At 67.2% G+C, this 13,301-nt stretch carries 15 protein-coding genes; 5 read left to right on the top strand and 10 right to left on the bottom strand.

What is annotated here, in order from left to right; all coding sequences use genetic code 11:
* The first annotated feature begins 7 nt into the window (after positions 1 to 7).
* Both bla and H0X90_RS09325 read left to right on the top strand, forming a co-directional pair.
* Positions 8 to 907, top strand: a complete 900-nt coding sequence (bla, locus tag H0X90_RS09330; protein WP_012493385.1) for a class A beta-lactamase — start codon at positions 8 to 10, stop codon at positions 905 to 907.
* 106 nt (positions 908 to 1,013) lie between these two features.
* Positions 1,014 to 1,886: a LysR substrate-binding domain-containing protein gene (locus tag H0X90_RS09325; RefSeq protein WP_006496977.1), complete on the top strand. Its 873-nt coding sequence runs from the start codon at positions 1,014 to 1,016 to the stop codon at positions 1,884 to 1,886.
* A gap of 21 nt (positions 1,887 to 1,907) precedes the next feature.
* Here H0X90_RS09325 and H0X90_RS09320 read toward each other — a convergent pair whose 3' ends face one another.
* From H0X90_RS09320 to sapR, 10 genes are all read right to left on the bottom strand, one after another.
* A complete protein-coding gene (locus H0X90_RS09320) occupies positions 1,908 to 2,240 on the bottom strand; it encodes a hypothetical protein (protein WP_006496978.1) in 333 nt (110 codons plus the stop codon).
* A 106-nt stretch (positions 2,241 to 2,346) separates the two neighbouring features.
* Positions 2,347 to 2,529, bottom strand: coding sequence for a hypothetical protein (locus H0X90_RS09315; protein WP_125346432.1), 183 nt, complete (start codon positions 2,527 to 2,529; stop codon positions 2,347 to 2,349).
* 41 nt (positions 2,530 to 2,570) lie between these two features.
* Complete coding sequence (locus H0X90_RS09310) at positions 2,571 to 2,825, bottom strand: GlsB/YeaQ/YmgE family stress response membrane protein (protein ID WP_006483522.1); 255 nt, start codon at positions 2,823 to 2,825, stop codon at positions 2,571 to 2,573.
* Between the two features lie 129 nt (positions 2,826 to 2,954).
* Positions 2,955 to 3,731 (bottom strand): ABC transporter ATP-binding protein, encoded by a 777-nt coding sequence (locus tag H0X90_RS09305; RefSeq protein ID WP_034202208.1) that lies wholly within the window; start codon positions 3,729 to 3,731, stop codon positions 2,955 to 2,957.
* A complete protein-coding gene (locus H0X90_RS09300; RefSeq protein WP_077189366.1) occupies positions 3,728 to 4,642 on the bottom strand; it encodes an ABC transporter ATP-binding protein in 915 nt (304 codons plus the stop codon). The genes H0X90_RS09305 and H0X90_RS09300 overlap by 4 nt, the downstream gene beginning before the upstream one ends.
* Position 4,643: 1 nt before the next feature.
* Complete coding sequence (gene nikC / locus H0X90_RS09295) at positions 4,644 to 5,558, bottom strand: nickel transporter permease (protein WP_060211196.1); 915 nt, start codon at positions 5,556 to 5,558, stop codon at positions 4,644 to 4,646.
* Positions 5,559 to 5,624: 66 nt separating this feature from the next.
* Complete coding sequence (locus tag H0X90_RS09290) at positions 5,625 to 6,695, bottom strand: ABC transporter permease (RefSeq protein ID WP_006483536.1); 1,071 nt, start codon at positions 6,693 to 6,695, stop codon at positions 5,625 to 5,627.
* Positions 6,696 to 6,705: 10 nt separating this feature from the next.
* Positions 6,706 to 8,307 carry an ABC transporter substrate-binding protein gene (locus H0X90_RS09285; protein ID WP_077189367.1) on the bottom strand — a complete coding sequence of 534 codons (1,602 nt, stop codon included), beginning with the start codon at positions 8,305 to 8,307 and terminating at the stop codon, positions 6,706 to 6,708.
* A 70-nt stretch (positions 8,308 to 8,377) separates the two neighbouring features.
* Positions 8,378 to 8,941, bottom strand: a complete 564-nt coding sequence (gene ddpX / locus H0X90_RS09280) for a D-alanyl-D-alanine dipeptidase (RefSeq protein WP_006496987.1) — start codon at positions 8,939 to 8,941, stop codon at positions 8,378 to 8,380.
* Positions 8,942 to 8,958: 17 nt separating this feature from the next.
* Positions 8,959 to 9,852, bottom strand: coding sequence for a sap1 transcriptional regulator SapR (gene sapR / locus H0X90_RS09275; RefSeq protein WP_034202212.1), 894 nt, complete (start codon positions 9,850 to 9,852; stop codon positions 8,959 to 8,961).
* A gap of 258 nt (positions 9,853 to 10,110) precedes the next feature.
* Between sapR and H0X90_RS09270 the strand changes: the two genes are divergently transcribed.
* From H0X90_RS09270 to H0X90_RS09260, 3 genes are all read left to right on the top strand, one after another.
* On the top strand, positions 10,111 to 10,359 hold the full coding sequence (locus tag H0X90_RS09270) for a helix-turn-helix transcriptional regulator (protein ID WP_006483523.1): 249 nt from the start codon (positions 10,111 to 10,113) through the stop codon (positions 10,357 to 10,359).
* Between the two features lie 3 nt (positions 10,360 to 10,362).
* Positions 10,363 to 11,697: a type II toxin-antitoxin system HipA family toxin gene (locus tag H0X90_RS09265; RefSeq protein ID WP_077021182.1), complete on the top strand. Its 1,335-nt coding sequence runs from the start codon at positions 10,363 to 10,365 to the stop codon at positions 11,695 to 11,697.
* 337 nt (positions 11,698 to 12,034) lie between these two features.
* Positions 12,035 to 13,291 (top strand): oxalate decarboxylase family bicupin, encoded by a 1,257-nt coding sequence (locus tag H0X90_RS09260; protein ID WP_043205542.1) that lies wholly within the window; start codon positions 12,035 to 12,037, stop codon positions 13,289 to 13,291.
* The last annotated feature ends 10 nt before the right edge of the window (positions 13,292 to 13,301 follow it).

Here is a 13,301-nt window from a genome sequence, read left to right as displayed (position 1 = left end):
CTCATTCATGGAACACTCTCCGACACGCCGCTCGCTGTTGCTTGCCGCCGTTGCCGCGCCGTTCGTTGCCGCGTGCACGTCCGCGCCGGTCGCCGACCAGGGGCGCGCCCACACCGCACAAGCCGAACTCGCCGCGCTCGAAAAGGCCTCGAACGGGCGGCTCGGCGTCGCCGCGCTCGATACGTCGAACGGCGTACGCATCGCGCATCACGCACGCGAACGCTTCCCGCTGTGCGGTACGTATGCGGTGATGGCGGCCGCCGCGATGCTCGCGCGCGGTGCGCTCGACGCATCGCTGCTGCCGCGTCGCATCCTGTATCGCCGCTATGAAATCGTGTCCGGCTCGCCGATTACGGAGAGCCACGTCGACACCGGCATGACGATCGCGCAGCTGTGCGCCGCAATGCTGCAGTCGGGCGACAAGGGCGCGGGCAACCTGCTGATGGGCGTGCTCGGCGGCCCGCAGGCCGTCACCGCGTTCGCGCGCGAAAGCGGCGACACCACCTTCCGCCTCGATCACTGGGAACCCGAACTGAACAAGGCCGCGCCCGGCGACGAGCGCGACACGTCGACGCCGGTCGCGATGGTCGACACGCTGCAGCGGCTGTTGCTCGGCGACGCGCTGCGCGAACCGCAGCGCGCGCAACTGACGGAGTGGATGGTCGGCGGCGCGCGCGGCGCGACCGGCATCGCGGCGGGCGTGCCGCCCGGCTGGCGCGTCGCGGACAAGGCCGGGACCGGCGGCTTCGGCACGACGACCGACGTCGCGGTGCTGTGGCCGCCGGCGCGCGCACCGATCGTGATGGCCGTGTCGTTCACGCAGCCGCAGGCCGATGCCGCGGCGCGCGCGGACGTCGTCGCCTCGGCGGCGCGCATCGCGGCGGGCGCGCTCACCGCGACGGCCTGAGTACCCGGCGTCTCGCGCAAAGCCGGCGTTTGGCTTATCGTGTCGGTCAGCGCGCGCCGGCGTCGGCGCGCGGTCCTTCCGCGCCGTTTTCCGTTTCCCGTTCGCCATGCGCCGACTTCCGCCCCTGCACGCGCTGCAGATCTTCTCGACGGTGGCTCGCCACCGCAGCTTCACGCGCGCGGCCGAGCAGCTGTGCATCACGCAGGGTGCGGTGAGCCGCCAGATCCAGACGCTCGAGGCGCATTACGGTTTTCCGCTGTTCAGGCGGCATGCGAAGGGCCTCACGCTGACGGCCGAAGGCGAGCAGTTGCTGCCGGTGGTCGACGAGAGCTTCGCGCGGATCGAGGACATCTCGATGAAGCTCACGCGGCAGCGCACCGATCTCGCGCTGAAGGTGCCGACCTGCGTGATGCGCTGGATGCTGCCGCGCATCATGCGCTTCCAGGGCGAACATCCCGATCTCCACGTGCAGATCACGACCACGTGGCAGCACGTCGTCGATTTCTCGAGCGAGCCGTTCGACGCGGCGATCGTCTACGGGACGTCGCCGGGCCCGGGCGTCGTCGCGCTGCCGCTGTTCGACGAGCGGCTGACACCCGTTTGCGCGCCCGAGTTGCGGCAGACGTCGCCGCTCGGCGCGGTCGGCGATCTCGCGCATCACACGCTGCTGCACCCGACGCGCGACCACCGCGACTGGCGTGCATGGCTCGACCATGCGGGCGAGCGCGGCGTCGATCCCGCGCGCGGGCCGACGTTCGACACGCTCGATCTTGCGACGAACGCGGCGATGCAGGGCTTCGGCGTCGCGATCGGCGACGTGACGCTCGTCGACGACGACGTGAGCGCACGCCGGCTCGAACGGCCGTTCGACATCGTGCTCGAAACGGGCGCACGCTACTTCTTCGTCTACCCCGAGAACCTCGGCAGCCAGCAGAAGATCCGCGCGTTCAGCGACTGGATCGCGCGTCACCGCGACTGACGCGCGGCGCCGCGGCGAGCTTTACTGGTAGGTCACGACGGCGATCATAGGTGCATGGTCGTTGCCCGGACGGTCAGGTAAAACGATTGCGCGGGAGGCTTGCGTAAAGAGCGCGGTCTTCAGCGAGCGCTGGGTCGCCGCGTCGACGAACGCGATCTGGCCGGCGGCCGGACGCGGGCAGTCGGGGCGCACGTGTGCCCGGACCGCGTTGGTCGTGTCGAGCGCGAACGAGCAGGGCGGCTCGACGATCATGCCGGAAAAGTAGATGATGCCGGACGCGCCGGCGGCGAATGACGAGGACGAGGCCAGAAGCGAGGCAGCCAGGGCGAACGAGGCGAACACGCGATGCTTCATGACAGGCTCCAGAGAGGAAGCGCGTCGCAGCGGGGCCGCTCGGGTGGCAGTCCGTCAACGCTGCGATGCTATCTGCGTAAACGGCAAAACCATCGGACCTCTTGAATCAAAAAACGAAAATATAGGTAATAAGCAAATGACCGCGCAGTGCTTCAACCAATGTAGGCCGGATCTGCGCATCCGCAAGGTGGGGAAACGCCGGATGGGACAAGATCGCATGACGAACGATCGCGGTAACCGTTGCGCCGGCAACGGTTAGCGTCGTCCGGAAAGCAAAACGGCCGCTCATGATCGAGCGGCCGTTTTGCGCTGGTGTGGGGCGCGCGGTGTTCAGCTCGTGCGCTTGCGGATCGCACCCACGACGACGAGCAGCACGATCGCACCGATGATCGACGCGATCCAGCCGGCGCCCTGGCCCGGCGCATACCAGCCGGCGGCGCGGCCGACATAGCCGGCCACCAGTGAGCCGACGACGCCGAGCACGATGGTCATCAGGATGCCCATCTTGTCGTCGCCCGGCTTGAACGCGCGGGCGAGGAGGCCGACGATGAGCCCGACGACCAGGGTTTCGATGAATTGCAGCATGAACGCCTCCCTATTGCGATTGAGCTGTTGACGAAAGGAAGTTGACCCGTGCGGTACGCAAGGGTTCCATGCGGCGGCAAGCCGGCGCGTGGCGTGCGCAGTATCGCATGCGTTCGCGTCCGGCGGATGTCACGAGGCAGGCGCGTCGACCACCGGGTCGAGACGGCGGTAGCCTTCGGTCGCATTCAGCAGCGTGCGCGTGTAGTCGCGAGCGACCCGTCCGGCGCGCACGTCCTCGATCCGCAGCTGCTCGACGATCTCGCCGTGCTGCATCACCGCGACGCGCTGGCACAGGAAGCCGATCACCGCGAGGTTGTGGCTGACGAGGATCATCGTCAGGTTGCGTTCGCGATGCAGGCGGCGCAACAGGTTCAGGATCTCGGCCTGCACCGACACGTCGAGCGCGGACGTCGGCTCGTCGAGCAGCAGCACGCGCGGCTCGACGATCAGCGCGCGGGCGATCGCGACGCGCTGCCGCTGGCCGCCGGACAACTGGTGCGGATAGCGGAAGCGGAACGCCGGGCCGAGGCCGACTTCGGACAGCGCGCGGGCGATCCGCGCATCGGCGTCGCCGATCGCATGGATCGACAGCGGCTCGCGCAGCGTCTGGTCGACGGTGAAGCGCGGATGCAGCGATGCATACGGATCCTGGAACACCATCTGCACGTGGCGGCGGAACGCGCGATCGGGCGTGCCGCCCACCGGGCGGCCGTCGATCGACAGGCTGCCGGACGCGAGCGGCACGAGGCCCGTCAGCGCCCGCAGCAGCGTCGACTTGCCGGAGCCCGATTCGCCGACCAGCCCGAACACTTCGCCGTCGCGCACCGCGAAGCTCGCGTCGCGCACGGCGTCGACGTGACCCGTGCGGGTCGGGAAACGGATCGATGCATGATCGACGTCGATCATCGTGCGGCCTCCTGTCGATCGGTTCTCGCGGCGGCCGGCGGCGCGGGCTCGAGCCATGCCGGGTCACGCCGCAGCACCGGCAGTTCGTCGGGCGGGTCCGCGAGCGGCGGGTTCGCCGCGAGCAGCCCGCGCGTGTAGGGATGCGTGGCGTCGCGCAGGTCGCGCGCGGCGCAGGTCTCGACCACGCGGCCCGCATACATCACCGCGACGCGGTCGCAGAACGACATCACGAGCGGCAGGTCGTGGCTGATGAACATCAGGCCCGTGCCGTGCCGCGCGATCATCGCGTCGAGCACCGCGAGCACCTGCATCGACACCGCGACGTCGAGCGCGGAGGTCGGCTCGTCGGCGATCAAGAGGCGCGGGCCGGTCGACACCATCATCGCGATCATCACGCGCTGGCCCATGCCGCCCGACAACTCGTGCGGATACGCATCGGCGACGCGCGCCGGGTCGCGGATCTGCACGGCCGCGAGCGCGTCGACGATCCGCTCGCGCAGTGCACGGCCGCGCAGGCCCGGCTCGTGCAGCCGGAACGCCTCGCCCATCTGCTTCGCGACCGTCATCACCGGGTTCAGCGAATATTTCGGGTCCTGCAGGATCATGCCCATCTGGCTGCCGCACAGCCGCCGGCGCTCGCGCGGCGACATCGCGAGCAGGTCGTGGCCCGCGAAGCGCATCGTGCGCGCCGACCAGCGCGCGGCGTCGGGCAGCAGGCCGAGCAGCGCGCGGCCGGTCAGCGACTTGCCGGAGCCCGATTCGCCGACGATGCCGAGCCGCTCGCCCGGCGCGAGCGTCAGCGACAGGTCGCGCACGGCGTCGGTGACGTTGCCGTCGTGCCCGCGGAAACCGATCTTCAGCCCGTCGATCTCGCAGAGCGGTGCCGGCGCGGCGGTGGAATGCATCGGCATGTCACGCTCCATGGCGGGGATCGAAGACGTCGCGCAGCCCGTCGCCGAGCAGGTTGAACGCGAGGCTCACGAGCAGGATCGCGATGCCGGGCAGCGTCGCGACCCACCACGCGTCGAGCAGCACGTTGCGGCCCGACGCGACCATGAAGCCCCACTCGGGGCTCGGCGGCTGCGCGCCGAGGCCGAGAAAGCCGAGGCCCGCGACGGTCAGGATGATGCCGGCCATGTCGAGCGTCGCGCGCACGATCACCGACGACATGCACAGCGGCATGATGTAGCGCAGCAGGATGCGCGGGCCCGACGCGCCTTGCAGCCGCGCCGCGTGGATGTAGTCGGCCTGCGCGATGCGGATCGTTTCGGCGCGCGCGAGCCGCGCATACGCGGGCCACGCGGTGATCGAGATCGCGACGACCGCGTTGATCACGCCGGGGCCGAGCGCGGCCGCGAACGCGAGCGCGAGCACGATCTTCGGGAATGCGAGCGCGATGTCGGTGATGCGCATCAGCACGCTGTCGACGAAGCCGCCGCAATAGCCGGCCGTGGTGCCGATCAGCAGGCCGATCGGCACGACGATCACGACGACCAGCAGCGCGATGCCGAGCGTCAGGCGCGACCCGGCGATCAGCCGCGAGAGGATGTCGCGGCCGAGCTGGTCGGTGCCGAACCAGTGCGACGGCGAGCCGGGCGGCAACAGCCGGTCGGACAGCACCTGGCGCAGCGGATCGTGCGGCATGATCAGCGGGCCGACGATCGCGACCGCGATCAGCGCGACCAGGATCGCGAGCCCGAACAGGTTGAGCGGATTCGTGGCGAACCGGCGCCAGCGCCGGTACGCGAGGCCGAATGCGGCCTGCGAGCGCGACGCGGGCGCGTCGGACAGCAGCCACGCGCGCAGGGAGAGACGCTCGGCGCTCATGGTTGGACGACCTTCGGCATGGACGATGAAAGAAGCAGGGGGGAAGCGGTCATGTCGGAGCGGCCCTCAGCGCGCACGCGGATCGAACACGCGGTACAGCGCGTCGGTCAGCAGGTTGACGGTGATGAACATCGCGCCGATCACGAGCGTCGCGCCGAGCACCGCGTTCATGTCGGCGTTCAGCAGCGCGCCGGTCAGGTACGAGCCGAGCCCCGGCCAGGCGAACACGATCTCGGTCAGCACCGAGCCTTCCAGCAGGTTGCTGTACGTGAGCGCGATCACGGTCAGGAGCGGCACCGCGATGTTGCCGAACGCATGCCGCCAGATCACGCGTCGCTCGGACAGGCCCTTCGCGCGCGCGGTGACGATGTATTCCTGGTTCAGCTGGTCGAGCATGAACGAGCGCGTCATGCGGCTGAGATACGCGACCGAGTAGTAGCCGAGGATCGCGGCCGGCAGCGCGATGTGCGACACCGCGTTGCGGAAGACGTCCCACTCGCCCGCGAGCGCCGCGTCGAGCAGCAGGCTGCCGGTGCGCGGGTCGACCATGCCGTCGTAGACGGGATCGAGCCGGCCGGGGCCGCCGACCCAGTGCAGCCGCGCATAGAACAGCAGCAGCCCCATCAGCCCGAGCCAGAACACCGGGACCGAATTGCCGATCAGCCCGACGAAGCGCGCGATGTGATCGATCGGGCGGTTGTGCTTCACGGCGGCCGCGACGCCGAGCGGCACGCCGATCGCGATGCCGATCAGCGTCGCGATGGTCGCCAGTTCGAGCGTGGCCGGGAACACGCGCTTGATGTCGTCGAGCACCGGGTTCGCGGTCAGCAGCGACACGCCGAGATTGCCGTGCAGCACGTCGCGCGCATAGATCAGGAATTGCGTGACGAGCGGCTTGTCGAGCCCGAGCGCGATGCGCTCGGCCGCGTACGCCTCGGCCGACGCGCGATCGCCGAGGATCGCGAGCACGGGATCGATCGGCACCTTGCGGCCGATCACGAACGTCAGCGCGAGCAGCCCCGCGAACGTGACGGCGAGCGTGAGCGCCCAGCGCAGCACGCGCAGTGCCCAGCGCACGGCCGGGCGCCGCGCGGGCAGCGTGCGCAGTGCTTCGAGGGAGGAGGCGGGAGTCGACATGAGGCGAATCTTATTGCTTCTTCAGGTTGCGGTACGACACCAGATCGTTGATCGGCCCGACTTCGAGCCCGCTCACGCCGGGCCGCGTCGCGACCTGCGCGACTTTCTCGAACATGATCACGAACGGCGAGCGTGCGAGCACTTCCTTCTGCATCGCCTGATACAGTTGCGCGCGTTTCGCGGCGGTCGGTTCGGCGAGCGCGGTGTCGGTTTCCTTCGTCAGTTGCGGGATGTCCCAACTGTTGCGCCAGGCCAGCATTTTATAGCTCGACTTGTCGGTGTTGTCCGGATTCCACGCAAAACCCTGCGCGTTGCTGTGCGGATCGATGTAGTCGGCCGACCATTCGCCGATGTAGATGTCGTGCTGGCGCGCGCGGTATTTCGCGAGCGTCTGCTTGTTGTCGCCGGGGATCAGCTGCACCTTGATGCCGGCCTGCGCGAAGTTCGCCTGCACGGCCTGTGCGATCTCCGTGTACGGATAGTCGTTGCGCACGTCCATCGTCACCGAAAAGCCGCCGGGCACGCCGGCCTTCGCGAGCAGCGTCTTCGCCTTCGCGATGTCGAGCTTGTACGGGTTCGTGTTCAGCGCACCGAGGAAGCCCTCGGGCAGGAAGGTCTGGTGTACCTTGTAGGTCGTCTTCACGACGTTGCCCTGGATCCCCGCATAGTCGACGAGCCATTTCAGCGCTTCCTGCACGTCGGGTTTCGCGAGCGTCGGGTTCTTCGTGTTCAGGCCGAGATACAGCAGCGTCGCCTGCGGCGAGGCCGCTACCTTCGCCTTGCCCGACTTCACGACCGACGCCAGATCGTCGGGGCTCAGGTCGCGTGCCGCGTCGACGTCGCCGTTCTCCAGCAGCAGGCGCTGGCTCGCGGCTTCGGGCACGTGGCGCAGCACGATGCGCTTCATCGCGAGCGGCAGCCGGTAGCCGTCGAAGCGCTGCAGCACGACGCTGTCGCCGGCCGTCCACTTGACCAGCCTGTAGGCGCCGGAGCCCGCTTCGTTGGTTTTCAGCCAGCCGTTGCCGAAGTCGTTGCCCTGCTGGTGCGACAGCAGCAACTTCTTGTCGAGCACCGATGCGGGCCACGAACCGAGCACGTTCAGCACGAAGGTCGGCGCGTACTTGCGGTCGGTCGTGACCGACACCGTCGCGTCGTCGAGCTTCTTCACGTTCGCGACGACGTTCGCCTTCGTGAGGCCGATGCCGGTCAGCACCGCGGCCGGCCCCTTGTCGAGCAGCACCGCGCGCTGGATCGACCACGCGACGTCGTCGGCCGTCAGCGGGTTGCCCGAGTGGAACTTGAGGCCCGGGCGCAGCTTGAACGTATAGGTCAGGCCGTCGGGGCTCATGGTCCACGACTGCGCGACGTCGCCGTTGAATTTCGACGGATCGCGCAGGTCGACGCGCACGAGCCGGTCGTACGTGTTCGCGACGTATTCCTCCGGCACCAGCTCGTAGATCTCGCCCGGATCGAGCGTCGTGAATTCGTCGAGCAGCGTGGCCATCACGAACATGTCCTTCGGCGTTTCCGCATGCGCGGCGGCAAGCGGAACGGCGGCGAATACGGACGCGGCGGCCAGCGCCGCGACGAGCCGGGAGGTCGGGAATGTCATGTGCGCTTCTCCATCTGTCGTTTGAGTCGTTGAACGTGGACGTGCATGAAAAAGGAGGCGTGGATCGTCGTTACATCAGGCGCCACGGGCCGCTCGCCGCATTGTCGATCTGCGGCAACGCGCGCGAGCCGGGCAGTTCGTAGTGCCACCATTCGCTGTCGATGTGCGCGAAGCCGGCCGCATGCATCACGCCGAGCAGCAGCAGGCGGTTGCGTTGCACGTGCTCGGGCAGCCCCGCGTGAAAGTGGCCCGATGCGGCGACCATCTCGTCGAAGCCGGTGCCCATGTCGAGCGGCGCGCCGTTCGCGCCGATGAGCGTCAGGTCGAGCGCGGTGCCGCGGCTGTGATTCGAGCCGCGGCCGAGGTCGGCGACGAAGTTCGGATCGGGCAGGAAATCCCACAGCACCTGCTGCGCCTGCGGCGGCCGGTAGGCGTCGTAGAGGCGCAGCGTGACGCCGGCCTGCGCGGCGACCTCCACCGCGCGGCGCAATGCGGCTTCGGCGGGCTCGAGCAGCAGGCAGTGCGCGTTGCGGTAGATCGGCTTGCCGGTCAGGTTGCGGTCGGTCGCGTAGACGAGATCGATCTCGACGCGATGCGTGGCGGGCGTGATTTCGACGAGGCGGTGATCGTTCATCGGCAGGGTGGGCTCGCTCAGGATTCAAACTGGTCGAACGTGCGCTGCAGTTCGCGGTTGCGCGCGACGCGCCGGTCGATCGCGGGGCCGAGGCGATCGACCACGGCCGTGATCAGCAGGTTGAACAGGCAGGTGAGCGGCGCGAGCGAATCCCAGAACTGGCCGACGTCGGTCTTCACCTGCAGCAGATCGGCCGGCCATTCGCGCGCCCACGGGCACGACAGGTCGGTCACCAGCGCGAATGGCTGCCCGCGTTCGGCGGCCGCCTGGCAATAGCGGCGCGCGCTGCGCGAATACGCGCGCGTATCGGTGACGATGCAGTACGGATGCTCGAATTCGGAGTTCAGCGAATCGACGTACGAGCCCGACTGGCCGTCGGAATAGAACACGCGTGGGCGCAGGTATTCGAGGTAGCTGCTGAATGCGTTGCTGATGCCGCGGGTCGACTGGATGCCGAGGATGAACACCGCGTCGGCATGCGCGATCCGGTCGGCGACCTGCGCGAACACCGGGCCTTCGGCCAGGCGGTACACGTGGCGGATCGCGTCGAGCTCGCGTTCGAGCGACGACGCCAGCGTGCCGGCGCTGCCAGCGCTGCCGTTGCCGCCGTTGCGTTCGGCCGATGGCGTGCCGGCGATGCGGCGGTATTCGTCGAGCCGGTCGGTGATCATCCACGGGCGATCGCCGCCGCCGCGCAGTTCGCGCTTCAGGTCGTCGAGATTGCGGTAACCGACGCTGCGCAGGAAACGTCCGACCGAAATGCCGCTGGTGCCGGTCTGCTGCGCGATCTGGTCGGCGGTTTCGAGGCCGAGCCGATCGAGGTTCGCGAGCATGTAGCTCGCGATGCGCTTCGCGGTCGGCGTCAGCTCGGCAAAGCGGGATTCGACGGTATGGGCGAAGGCGCAGGTCATCGAGCTGTTAGATCGTTGTCATTTAGTGATTTGATGTCATCTATCTGACAAAGCCAAAATCATTCACGCCAGCGGATAAAAACTATCAGGTGGTGGTGAGCGATAGCGGGATGGGCGTGCGTGCAACGACCGGGGAGCTACGCACTGGCGGGTGGAAATATTTCTGACAGGAATATTTTACGTTTATCTCTATCAGAGATAATTTGCGTTTATGCCTGTCAGAGATATACTGCATGGATCGCATACAGGACTCCAGCCGTGAATCTCATCGTCAATACCCCTGCTCAACTGGGCGAAATCCTGTCGTCCGCGCGTCAGGCCAAGGGGCTGACGCAAGCCGAAGCGGCGGCGCGCATCGGCGTCGGCCAATCGCGCCTGTCGTCGCTGGAAACGCTCCGCACCGAAAGCCTGTCGCTCAAGCAGTTGCTCGAACTGACCGCGCTGTACGGTCTCGAGCTCAGCATCCGCACGAAGGACGGGCGCGACGCTGCCAACGTCGAGTGGTAATCGGTGGGACGCAAATCGCACAGCCGCGCGCTATCGATCTGGGCCAATGGCGTGCGGGTCGGAATCTGGCGGATTCCCGCGCGCGGCGACATGGAGCTGCTGTACGACGCCGGCTGGAAACAGTCGGATGCAGGCCGCCCGCTGTCGCTGTCGCTGCCGTTCGGCGTCGGTGATGCGCCGTTGCGCGGCGAGCGCGTCAATCACTACTTCGATAATCTGCTGCCCGACAGCGACGCCATTCGGCGCCGGCTTGCGTCGCGGTTCGGCACGGCGACGACCGAGCCGTTCGATCTGCTCGCCGCGCTTGGCCGGGACTGCGTCGGCGCGGTGCAGTTGCTCGGCGAGGATGAAACCCCGGCCGGCCATGACCGGATCGACGGTATGCCGTTGTCCGACGACGACGTGGCGCGTGTGCTCGATCAGGCGAGCGGGGCGGCGGGCGGTGCGCAGGACGACGACGACTTCCGCCTGTCGCTGGCCGGCGCGCAGGAAAAGACCGCGCTGCTGTTTCACGACGGGCGATGGATGCGTCCGCATGGCGCGACGCCGACCACGCATATCCTCAAGTTGCCGCTCGGGCTGGTCGGCAACAAGCGTGCGGATCTGACGACTTCCGTCGAAAACGAGTGGCTGTGCCTCGCGATCCTGCGCGCGTTCGGCCTGCCGACGGCGGATGCCGACATCGTGCGTTTCGGCGAACACAAGGTGCTGTCGGTCGCGCGCTTCGATCGCGCGCTGCATCGTGACGGCGGCTGGCTGTTGCGCTTGCCGCAAGAGGATTTCTGCCAAGCGCTCGGCGTGCCGCCGCATCTGAAATACGAATCGCAGGGCGGCCCCGGCGTGCCCGATCTGGCCGGCATCCTGCGCCGGTCGGAAACGGCGCAGGCCGACCTCGACACGCTGTTCACCGCGTTGGTGGTGTTCTGGATGCTTGCCGCACCGGACGGGCATGCGAAGAACTTCAGCCTGCGCCTGCTGCCGGGCGGCCGCTTCCGTCTGACGCCGCTCTACGACGTGATGTCGATCTGGCCGGTCGAAGGGGATGGCGCGAACCAGTGGTCGTGGCACAAGGCGAAGCTCGCGATGGCCGTGCACGGCAAGCGCAAGCACTATGCGATGCGCGACATCACGCGCCGGCACTTCACTGCGATGGCGGAGCATTGCCTGCTTGGCGATATCGCGACACCGATCGTCGAACGACTCATTGCAATGACGCCACATGTGATCGAATCGGTCGGCGCGGCGCTGCCGGCCGGGTTTCCGGCAAGGATCGCCGAACGCATTCTCGGCGGATTGCGCTTCGCCGCGCAGCGACTCGCCGACATGCCGCGGGAGTGACGCGGGCCCGGTCCCGGCCGGGCAGGTGAAAGCCGGCGCATCCGTATTTTTCCGTTCCGGGTGGCGCGCAGGCCACCTGAATCGATGGCAGTGGGCCGCCATCGCGCGGTGCGCATATCGATTTCTTTTCCTCGCCATTCATCCCCTGCTGCATCGCAATAATTACAAAATTAAAGCCGATCAGATTAAGTCATTAATTCAGGTTAATAATTCATTTAATTTTCAGGTGGCTTTGTATTTAACTTGCGTCACGGGATGTTTGATTTTCGGTAATTCGAAGAAACAGCAAGTGTTCCGTAATGGAAATTCTCTCGATTGCAGGGATGAAGAGGAAATCATGACGAATCTTTCTCGACGCAAGATGCTGGCCGGTACGGCCGGCGCCATCGCCGCCGCGGGCATCGCGGTATCGGCCAAGGCCGCCTCGTTCGGTAATCCGGACAGTCCGCCGGAAGGCGCGGTAAATGCCCGCAACCGCCAGAGCCTGACCGACCCGGGGCCAAAAAATCCGGCCATTGCCAATCAATTCCCGTCTTTTCAGGATCCGCCGGCCACCGATATCAACGGGATGCCGTTATTCTGGGCGTCTTTCAATAATGCTCATAAACGCATTCAAAATGGCGGATGGGCGCGCGAAGTGACGCAGGACGATTTTGCGATTTCCGAAACCATTTCCGGCGTCAACATGCGGCTGACGCGCGGCGGCATTCGCGAGATGCACTGGCACCAGCAGGCCGAGTGGGCCATCATGCTCGACGGCCGTTGCCGGATCACGGTGCTCGACGAACTCGGGCGGCCGTCGGTGCAGGACGTCAAGACCGGCGATCTCTGGTATTTCCCGCCCGGTCTGCCGCATTCGCTGCAGGGCCTGGGCAGCGACGGCGCCGAATTCCTGCTCGCGTTCGATAACGGCCGCGCCTCGGAATTCAACACGCTGTTGCTGACCGACTGGATCGCGCATACGCCGCCCGACGTGCTCGCGCTCAACTTCGGCGTGCCGGCCGACGCGTTCAGGAACGTGCCGCTCGACAACCTGTGGATCTTCCAGGGCGACGAACCGGGCCCGCTCGCGGACGCGCAGCGCGCATCCGCCGCATCGGCCGGTGCGCCGCCGCATCCGTTCATCTTTTCGCTCGGCGACATGAAGCCGGTCAAAAAGACGCGCGGCGGCGAGGTGCGGATCGCGGACAGCACCAACTTCAACGTGTCGACGACCGTCGCGGCGGCACTCGTCACCGTGCATCCCGGCGGCATGCGCGAACTGCACTGGCACCCGAACGCCGACGAATGGCAGTACTACCTGCAGGGCGAGGCGCGGATGACGGTGTTCGACACGGGGCCGAAGGCGCAGACGGCCGATTTCCGCGCGGGCGACGTCGGCTATGTGAAGAAGAGCCTCGGGCACTACGTGCAGAACACCGGCCAGACCGACCTCGTGTTCCTCGAGATCTTCAAGACCGACCGCTATGCTGAGGTGTCGTTGTCCGACTGGCTCGCGCATACGCCGCCGAAGCTCGTCGAAGCGCACCTGAACGTCGCGCCGGACGTGATCGCGCAGTTTCCGCGCAATCGTCCCGACGTCGTGCCGCTGTAACGCGGTCTTC

It is taken from the genome of Burkholderia sp. 9775_39 (assembly GCF_015712225.1).
GTDB classification, from domain to species: domain Bacteria; phylum Pseudomonadota; class Gammaproteobacteria; order Burkholderiales; family Burkholderiaceae; genus Burkholderia; species Burkholderia cenocepacia.
Note: the sequence above shows the minus strand (reverse complement) of the source record. Positions and strands in the feature narration are given on the sequence as shown.

What these genes read in the sequence shown, in the direction of transcription:
- bla (WP_012493385.1), top strand. Translation starts at nt 8, where the DNA reads ATGGAACACTCTCCGACACGCCGCTCGCTGTTGCTTGCCGCCGTTGCC.
- H0X90_RS09325 (WP_006496977.1), top strand. Translation starts at nt 1,014, where the DNA reads ATGCGCCGACTTCCGCCCCTGCACGCGCTGCAGATCTTCTCGACGGTG.
- H0X90_RS09320 (WP_006496978.1), bottom strand. Translation starts at nt 2,240, where the DNA reads ATGAAGCATCGCGTGTTCGCCTCGTTCGCCCTGGCTGCCTCGCTTCTG.
- H0X90_RS09315 (WP_125346432.1), bottom strand. Translation starts at nt 2,529, where the DNA reads ATGAGCGGCCGTTTTGCTTTCCGGACGACGCTAACCGTTGCCGGCGCA.
- H0X90_RS09310 (WP_006483522.1), bottom strand. Translation starts at nt 2,825, where the DNA reads ATGCTGCAATTCATCGAAACCCTGGTCGTCGGGCTCATCGTCGGCCTC.
- H0X90_RS09305 (WP_034202208.1), bottom strand. Translation starts at nt 3,731, where the DNA reads ATGATCGACGTCGATCATGCATCGATCCGTTTCCCGACCCGCACGGGT.
- H0X90_RS09300 (WP_077189366.1), bottom strand. Translation starts at nt 4,642, where the DNA reads ATGCCGATGCATTCCACCGCCGCGCCGGCACCGCTCTGCGAGATCGAC.
- nikC (WP_060211196.1), bottom strand. Translation starts at nt 5,558, where the DNA reads ATGAGCGCCGAGCGTCTCTCCCTGCGCGCGTGGCTGCTGTCCGACGCG.
- H0X90_RS09290 (WP_006483536.1), bottom strand. Translation starts at nt 6,695, where the DNA reads ATGTCGACTCCCGCCTCCTCCCTCGAAGCACTGCGCACGCTGCCCGCG.
- H0X90_RS09285 (WP_077189367.1), bottom strand. Translation starts at nt 8,307, where the DNA reads ATGACATTCCCGACCTCCCGGCTCGTCGCGGCGCTGGCCGCCGCGTCC.
- ddpX (WP_006496987.1), bottom strand. Translation starts at nt 8,941, where the DNA reads ATGAACGATCACCGCCTCGTCGAAATCACGCCCGCCACGCATCGCGTC.
- sapR (WP_034202212.1), bottom strand. Translation starts at nt 9,852, where the DNA reads ATGACCTGCGCCTTCGCCCATACCGTCGAATCCCGCTTTGCCGAGCTG.
- H0X90_RS09260 (WP_043205542.1), top strand. Translation starts at nt 12,035, where the DNA reads ATGACGAATCTTTCTCGACGCAAGATGCTGGCCGGTACGGCCGGCGCC.